Raw genomic sequence first — 7,473 nt, forward strand, 5'->3', positions numbered from 1 at the left:
GTCGTCGACCGGGGCCCCTTCCTCGTCATGCCGCGGCGGTCACGCCGTCTTCTGCTCCCCCGGGCCGCGTCCGTTGCGGGCGTCGCGCGGGATCAGGGTGGGGTTCACGTTCGAGCGAACGACGTCCGCCGTGATGACTACGCGGGCCACGTCCTTGCGGGAGGGGACCTCGTACATCACCGACATGAGGACTTCCTCCATGATGGCGCGCAGTCCGCGTGCGCCGGTCTGGCGGAGGATGGCCTGGTCGGCGATGGCCTCCAGGGCCTCGCGCTCGAAGTCCAGCTCCACGCCGTCGAGTTCGAAGAGGCGCTGGTACTGCTTCACGAGCGCGTTGCGGGGCTCGACCAGGATCTGGAGGAGCGCCTCGCGGTCGAGGTTGTGGACCGAGGTGATGACCGGGAGCCGGCCGATGAACTCGGGGATCATGCCGAACTTGACCAGGTCCTCGGGCATGACGTCCTCGAACTGGTCCTTGTCCTCCAGCTCGCGCTTGGAGCGGATCGTCGCGCCGAAGCCGATGCCCTTGGCGCCGGCCCGGGACTCGATGAGCTTCTCCAGGCCCGCGAAGGCCCCGCCCACGATGAACAGGACGTTCGTCGTGTCGATCTGGATGAACTCCTGGTGCGGGTGCTTACGGCCGCCCTGCGGGGGGACCGACGCCGTGGTGCCTTCGAGGATCTTCAGGAGGGCCTGCTGCACGCCCTCGCCGCTCACGTCACGCGTGATCGACGGGTTCTCGCTCTTCCGCGCGACCTTGTCGATCTCGTCGATGTAGATGATCCCGGTCTCGGCCTTCTTGACGTCGTAGTCGGCCGCCTGGATCAGCTTGAGCAGGATGTTCTCGACGTCCTCGCCGACATACCCGGCCTCCGTCAGCGCCGTCGCGTCGGCGATGGCGAACGGGACGTTGAGCATGCGCGCGAGGGTCTGCGCGAGGAGCGTCTTGCCGGAGCCCGTCGGGCCCAGCAGGAGGATGTTGGACTTGGCCAACTCGATGGCGTCCTCGCGGCTCTGACCGCCGCCGTTCTCACCGGCCTGGACCCGCTTGTAGTGGTTGTACACCGCCACGGAGAGCGCCTTCTTGGCCGCCTCCTGGCCGACCACGTACCCCTCGAGGAACTCGTAGATCTCGCGAGGCTTGGGGAGTTCCTCCCAGCGCACCTCGCTCGTCTCCGCGAGCTCTTCCTCGATGATCTCGTTGCAGAGATCGATGCACTCGTCGCAGATGTACACACCGGGGCCTGCGATGAGCTTCTTGACCTGCTTCTGGCTCTTGCCGCAGAACGAGCACTTGAGCAGATCGCCGCCGTCACCGATGCGTGCCACGGTGTGCTTCCCCTTCGCCTGGGAGACGCCTGGACGCTACGAGTCCAGCGGCTCCTGGTGCTGCCTTATGTCCGACGGTACCTTGCCCGGCCCCCCGTTCGGGCCCCCCTTGGCACGGTTCACTTTGTCGTGCACCTTGTCGCGCACATCGGGGGACCCTGCCGAGGGGCGGCAGACGATACATGTCTCCGCGCTAGCGGACGTTGTCGTTGTTCATCTTCCGGGTGGAGATGATCTGGTCGATCAGGCCGTACGAGAGCGCGTCCTCGGCCGTGAGGATCTTGTCGCGCTCGATGTCCTCGCGGATCTTCTCGATCGGCGTGGTGGAGTGCTTGGCCAGCATGTCCTCCAGCTGCGCGCGCATCCGGAGGATCTCGTTCGCGGCGATCTCGAGGTCCGAGACCTGGCCGCGGCCGGTCTCGCTGTACGGCTGGTGGATCAGCACGCGCGCGTTGGGCAGCGCCATGCGCTTGCCCGGCGTGCCGGCCGCGAGGAGGATCGCGGCGGCGGAGGCGGCCTGGCCCATGCAGACCGTCTGGATGTCCGGCTTCACGAACTGCATCGTGTCGTAGATCGCAGTCAGCGCGGTGAAGGATCCGCCGGGGCTGTTGATGTAGACCGAGATGTCCCGGTCGGGGTCCATCGACTCCAGGCACAGCAGCTGCGCCATGACGTCGTTGGCGGAGGCGTCGTCGATCTGCACGCCGAGGAAGATCACGCGCTCCTCGAAGAGCTTCGCGTACGGGTCGTACTCGCGGATGCCTTGGGAGGTGCGCTCCACGAAGCGCGGGATGACGTAGCGGGACTCGGCCGAGGGACCGGTGTACTCGGCGCGCGTACGGTCGTAGATGCCGCTGCCGGGGAAGTCGTTCACGATGTCTCCTGATAGGGGCTGGGGCGGTGGCTGGGGGCAGGGGAGGCGCGTACGGCCCTGTGGAGGGCCTGGGCCCTGCCCGGCGGGGGGGATGAAGGCCGGGGGCGTCGGTCGGGCCTCAGCGGCCCGTACAAGCCCTTGCTAGGCCGCCCCGGTACCGCCGCCGCCCGGCATGCCCGCAGCGGTGGGGATCACGTCGTCGATGAGGCCGTACTCCTTGGCCTCGAAGGCGTCGAACCAGCGGTCGCGGTCCGAGTCGCGGGTGACCTGCTCGACCGTCTGGCCGGTGTGCTGGGAGGTCAGCTCGGCCATGCGCTTCTTGGTGTGCAGCAGCCGCTCGGCGTGGATCTTGATGTCCGAGGCCGAACCTGCCAGGCCGGCGGAGGGCTGGTGGATCAGGATCTCGGCGTTCGGGAGCGCGAAGCGCTTGCCGGGCGTGCCCGCGCTGAGCAGGAACTGGCCCATCGAGGCCGCGAGGCCCATGGCGATGGTCACCACGTCGTTCTTGATGAACTGCATGGTGTCGTAGATCGCCATGCCGGCCGTGATCGAACCGCCCGGGCTGTTGATGTAGAGGTAGATGTCCTTGTCCGGGTCGGCGGCAAGGAGCAGCAACTGTGCGGTGATCTTGTTCGCGATGTCGTCGTCGACCGGCTGGCCGAGGAAGATGATCCGCTCGTTGAGCAGCCGGTTGTAGACCTGGTCGCCGAGGCCACCACCGATGGAAGGCTCGCCGGCGGCGGAGGGCATCAGATTCGTCACGTATCCACCTGCTCGTCTTACGACGGCGCCGGGCCGTCTCACGTGTTCTGCCGGGGCTCAGGGCCGTCCGGCCGTTTCCGGGGACTCCCCTGCCCTCGTACTCATGGACCCTAACGCGCGGGTCCCTTCGGGGAATCCCGCAAAAGGAACTGTTCGCTGTGAGCGCAGGTCGCTGCGCTGGGCGGCGCGGGGTGGGGGCCGAGGGGGTTGTCGATCGGTGCGGGTCGGCGGAGGCCGCGTGCGCGGTTCCCCGCGCCCCTGGGTGAGGTGCCGTGGGCGTCGGGGAAGAGGCCTGGGGCGTCCGGGGCACTCCCGCGCGCGGACGGGAGCGGGTGCGGGTCGGCGGAGGCCGCGTGCGCGGTTCCCCGCGCCCCTGGGTGAGGTGCCGTGGGGCGGGCCCGGGGAACGACGACGGGCCCCGGGGAAGTCGCTCCCCGGGGCCCGTCGTGACGCTTCAGGCGTGGTGTGAGGCTCAGGCCTCGGGCTTCTCCTCGGTCTCGGCCGCGGGCGCCTCGGTGGTGGCCTCCTCGGCCTCCTCCTCGTCGTCCAGGTCGATGACCTCGCCGTTGGTGTCCTTGACCGTGGCGGCCTCGACGACCAGCGCCAGGGCCTTGCCGCGGGCGACCTCGCCGACGAGCAGCGGAACCTGGCCGCCCTCGACGACCGCCTGGGCGAACTGGTCGGGGGACATGCCGGAGGAGGCCGCGCGACGCATGAGGTGCTCGGTGAGCTCCTCCTGGTTGACGTTCAGCTTCTCCCGCTTGACGAGCTCGTCCAGCACGAACTGCGTCTTGATGCCCTTGACCGCGGCCTCGCTGGTCTCGGTCTCGAACTCCTCCTCGGTCTTGCCCTGGATCTCCAGGTACTTCCCGAGGTCGAGGCCCATCTGACCGAGCTGGTGGTGCTCGAGGTTGTGCTTACGGGTGTTGATCTCGTCCTCGAGCAGCTTCTCGGGGACCGGGACCTCGACCAGCTCGAGCAGCTTCTCCAGGACGCGCTCCTGGGCCTGCGTGGCCTGGTCGTACTGCTTCATGTTCTCGAGGCGCTTGCGGCTGTCGGCCTTGAGCTCGTCCAGGGTGTCGAACTCGGAGGCGAGCTGCGCGAACTCGTCGTCCAGCTCGGGCAGTTCGCGCGCGGCGACCTGGGTGACCTTGACGGTGACCTCGGACTCCTTGCCGGCCGCCGACCCTCCCTTGAGCTCGGAGGTGAAGGTGGCCTCGCCACCGGCCTCCAGGCCCTTGACGGCCTCGTCGATCCCGTCCAGCAGCTCACCGGAGCCGATGGTGTAGGAGACGCCCTCGGCGACGCCGTCCTCGAGGACCTCGCCGTCGACCTTGGCCTGCAGGTCGATGGTGATCACGTCGCCGTCCTGGGCGGCGCGCTCCACGGGGCTCGTCGACGCGAAGCGCTCACGGAGCTGCTCCACCGACTTCTCGATGTCCTCGTCCGACACCTCGACGGCGTCGACCTCGACCTCGATGCCGGAGTAGTCCGGGATCTCGAGGGAGGGGCGGATGTCGACCTCGGCGGTGAAGTTCAGCGTCTCGCCGTCCTTCAGCTCCGTGATGTCGACCTCGGGCTGGCCCAGCACGCTGAGCTCGGCCTCGTTGACCGCCTCCGTGTAGAACTTCGGAAGCGCGTCGTTGACGGCCTCCTCCAGCACGGCGCCACGGCCGAAGCGCTGGTCGATGACCCTGGCCGGGATCTTGCCCTTGCGGAAGCCCTTCACCGTGACCTGCTGGTTGATCTTCTTGTACGCCGCGTCGAGGCTGTCCTTGAGCTCCTCGAAGGGCACCTCGACAGTGAGCCGAACCCGAGTCGGGTTCAGGGTCTCCACGGCGCTCTTCACGGTTCGGTCTCCTTGTGGCTGACTTCTTGGTTTCTGCCGGAACCCGACGGGTCCGGCGGATTTCGTCGCCCGGAGACTTCAGACAAGAGACACACGGGCGCGCAGCTTGCATAGTAACCGCAGCCGCTTCCCGCACCCAAAGGCGATCACGCGTGGTGATCCGGCTAGATGGTCGGGGTGGCGGGATTTGAACCCACGGCCTTCCGCTCCCAAAGCGGACGCGCTACCAAGCTGCGCCACACCCCGTCTGGTGCGACACGAAGGGTACATGCCCGCAGGCTGCGAGGCCGCCGCATTTCTCCCGAAGGGACCCCGGGGGAACGAGGTGTGCGGCGACGGCACGCGAACCGCTAGGATGCCTGTGTGTCGCGGTCGCCCGACCTGCGACGCGTCCGTGCGGGCGTAGCTCAATGGTAGAGCCCTAGTCTTCCAAACTAGCTACGCGGGTTCGATTCCCGTCGCCCGCTCTGTACGACTCGGGGCCAGGCCGGAGGATCTCTCCTTCGCCTGGCCCCGAGTCGTTTCCCTGACCGCGTTCGGCTCGGCGTGTCCGCGCCAGGACCCGGCAGCCGGATGTGACCCGTGAGGCGTACGCGCGCGTGGCCGCGGGTCCACTCGAAAGCGCGGGAGGGAGCCGTACGTTCCCCCGCGTGGCCGAAGTGACCGATCAGAAGTTGATCGAGTTGATCGTGTCGGCCAGTGAGTTGAGGAAGCGGTTTATTGACGGGGCCATGCCCGTCGAGGCGAGGAAGAAGCCGAACAGGACCGCGACGATCGCGGGGCCCGCCTTGATCGAGCCGCCCCGGATCAACACCACCAGGATGATCGCCAACAGCAGCACCACGGACAGTGAAATTGCCACAACTGATCACACCCTCGGTCGGTTCGCTCTCCCGGCCAGGGGATGCCGGCCCCGCGCACCCCCGCCAGAACCATCGTGCCACCAACACGGCCCGCGTATGCGGCCCGTGACGCATCATCGGCCGCGACCGCCCCGCGCCACCCCGCGCGGACCGCCCGGACGTGAGGCCCCGCACGGCAATTCGAAGGTGCACCCGCACAGGGAATTGCACGGATCGTTTCCATGTCCACACAACGCGCTTGCCGTGAATTCGAATTAGCGGCGATGGTGCGCGCCAGGCACTTCCCCCGTTGGCCTTATGCCCGCTTTCGTCGGGATGAATCGCGACATCAGCGGAGGAACTGCCGCACCGGTGGCGCCTGATGCTGTGGGCGGCATCACGTCCACGAGAGGTCGACCACGGGAAATACCGGGGTACCCGAACCGGATAAGCCATATTGACGTGGAGGGTTTTACGGAAACCCACAGACGACGCTAGGGTGCCTCAGATGTTCCACGCTGCCTCGCCCCCGCCGCACGCCCAGCCGGACCGGACCAAGCACGACGATCACGACGAGCACGGCAAGTCGAACAAGCCGGACAAAGCGTCGCAGAACAGACAGTCCAAGCAGCGCGACTCGTTCTTCGACAACGCCAAGTACCTGGCGATCGTGCTCGTGGCCGTGGCGCACTCCTGGGAACCGCTGAAGGGCGACAGCCGGATCCTTCAGGGCGCCTACATGATCGTGTACGCGTTCCACATGCCGGCGTTCATCATCATCTCCGGCTACTTCTCGCGGAGTTTCGACGCGCGCCCGGACCGGCTCAAGCGGCTCGTGACCGGCGTCGCCGTGCCGTACATCCTGTTCGAGACGGCCTACCCGCTCTTCAAGCGGGTCGTGGACCACGCCCCGGACCAGGACATCAGCCTCCTCGACCCGTGGTACCTGACCTGGTTCCTGTGTGCCCTGTTCATCTGGCGACTCACCACGCCGATCTGGAAGCTGGTGCGCTGGCCGCTGCCGCTCGCCCTCGGTGTCGCCTCGCTCGCGTCCCTCACGCCGAACATCGGTGACGATCTGGACCTCCAGCGCGTCCTTCAGTTCCTGCCGTTCTTCGTGCTCGGCCTGTGCCTGAAGCCCGAGCACTTCCGGCTGGTGCGCCGGCGTTCGGTGCGGATCGCCGCCGTACCGGTGTTCGCGTTCGCGCTGGTCTTCGGCTGGTGGGCGGTGCCGCGCATGAACGCCGGGTGGTTCTACCACCGCGACGCCGCGCAGGAACTGGCCGCGCCCTGGTGGGCCGGGCCGGTGATGCAACTGGCGTTGTTCGGCTGCTCGCTGCTGCTGACGGCCTGCTTCTTCGCCTGGGTGCCGGGCCGCAGGCTGTGGTTCACGGCCCTCGGCGCGGGCACGCTGTACGGCTACCTGCTGCACGGCTTCCTGATCAAGGGCGGCGAGTACCGCGGCTGGTTCGACCACACCTGGCTGCACCGGCCCCTCGGCCAGATCTTCGTGAGCGTCCTCGCGGCCGTGGCCGTCACCCTGTTGTGCACGCCGCCCGTGCAGCGGGTGTTCCGGTTCGCGATGGAACCGAAGATGGCGTGGGCCTTCAAGCGCGACGCGGCCGAACTGGCCCGGGAGCGGGAGAAGAGCGGGACCGGCGGGAACGGTGTCCGCGAGAAGGTCAGCGTCGGCGCCTAGGGCGCTTCTCGGAAGTGGCGTCGTCCGCCCGGAGGGCGGGGCCCGAGGCGTCCGGTGCGGTGCGTCGCGAGGCGGAGGGTCGTCCGCGTACCCCGCCTACCCGGACGACCCCACAACC

Annotated in this window: 6 protein-coding genes and 2 tRNA genes; 2 read left to right on the forward strand and 6 right to left on the reverse strand. The window is 68.0% G+C overall.

Annotated elements, in window-relative coordinates:
* Positions 1-39 precede the first annotated feature (39 nt).
* The 5 genes from clpX to ACFV0T_RS41355 form a co-directional block, all read right to left on the reverse strand.
* Positions 40-1,329 carry an ATP-dependent Clp protease ATP-binding subunit ClpX gene (clpX, locus tag ACFV0T_RS41335; RefSeq protein WP_385790586.1) on the reverse strand — a complete coding sequence of 430 codons (1,290 nt, stop codon included), beginning with the start codon at positions 1,327-1,329 and terminating at the stop codon, positions 40-42.
* Between the two features lie 193 nt (positions 1,330-1,522).
* Complete coding sequence (locus ACFV0T_RS41340) at positions 1,523-2,203, reverse strand: ATP-dependent Clp protease proteolytic subunit (protein ID WP_385790588.1); 681 nt, start codon at positions 2,201-2,203, stop codon at positions 1,523-1,525.
* Between the two features lie 141 nt (positions 2,204-2,344).
* Entirely contained in the window at positions 2,345-2,953 is a 609-nt protein-coding gene (locus ACFV0T_RS41345; protein WP_385790610.1) for an ATP-dependent Clp protease proteolytic subunit, read from the reverse strand.
* A gap of 484 nt (positions 2,954-3,437) precedes the next feature.
* The gene (tig, locus tag ACFV0T_RS41350; protein ID WP_385790590.1) at positions 3,438-4,814 is read right to left on the reverse strand and encodes a trigger factor; all 1,377 of its coding nucleotides are present in this window, start codon (positions 4,812-4,814) and stop codon (positions 3,438-3,440) included.
* A 169-nt stretch (positions 4,815-4,983) separates the two neighbouring features.
* Positions 4,984-5,060: transfer RNA gene (locus ACFV0T_RS41355), tRNA-Pro, on the reverse strand.
* Between the two features lie 150 nt (positions 5,061-5,210).
* Between ACFV0T_RS41355 and ACFV0T_RS41360 the strand changes: the two genes are divergently transcribed.
* Positions 5,211-5,281, forward strand: a tRNA-Gly gene (locus tag ACFV0T_RS41360).
* A gap of 200 nt (positions 5,282-5,481) precedes the next feature.
* Here the strand turns inward: ACFV0T_RS41360 and ACFV0T_RS41365 are convergent.
* Positions 5,482-5,676: a hypothetical protein gene (locus ACFV0T_RS41365; protein ID WP_385790592.1), complete on the reverse strand. Its 195-nt coding sequence runs from the start codon at positions 5,674-5,676 to the stop codon at positions 5,482-5,484.
* Between the two features lie 488 nt (positions 5,677-6,164).
* Between ACFV0T_RS41365 and ACFV0T_RS41370 the strand changes: the two genes are divergently transcribed.
* On the forward strand, positions 6,165-7,355 hold the full coding sequence (locus tag ACFV0T_RS41370; RefSeq protein WP_385790594.1) for an acyltransferase family protein: 1,191 nt from the start codon (positions 6,165-6,167) through the stop codon (positions 7,353-7,355).
* Positions 7,356-7,473: the final 118 nt, after the last annotated feature.

It is taken from the genome of Streptomyces sp. NPDC059582 (genome assembly GCF_042735715.1).
Classification (GTDB): Bacteria; Actinomycetota; Actinomycetes; order Streptomycetales; family Streptomycetaceae; genus Streptomyces.

Bases quoted from the DNA above. Each gene is read 5' to 3' on its own strand.
- ACFV0T_RS41345 (WP_385790610.1), bottom strand. From the start codon at position 2,953: ATGCCCTCCGCCGCCGGCGAGCCTTCCATCGGTGGTGGCCTCGGCGAC.
- ACFV0T_RS41370 (WP_385790594.1), top strand. From the start codon at position 6,165: ATGTTCCACGCTGCCTCGCCCCCGCCGCACGCCCAGCCGGACCGGACC.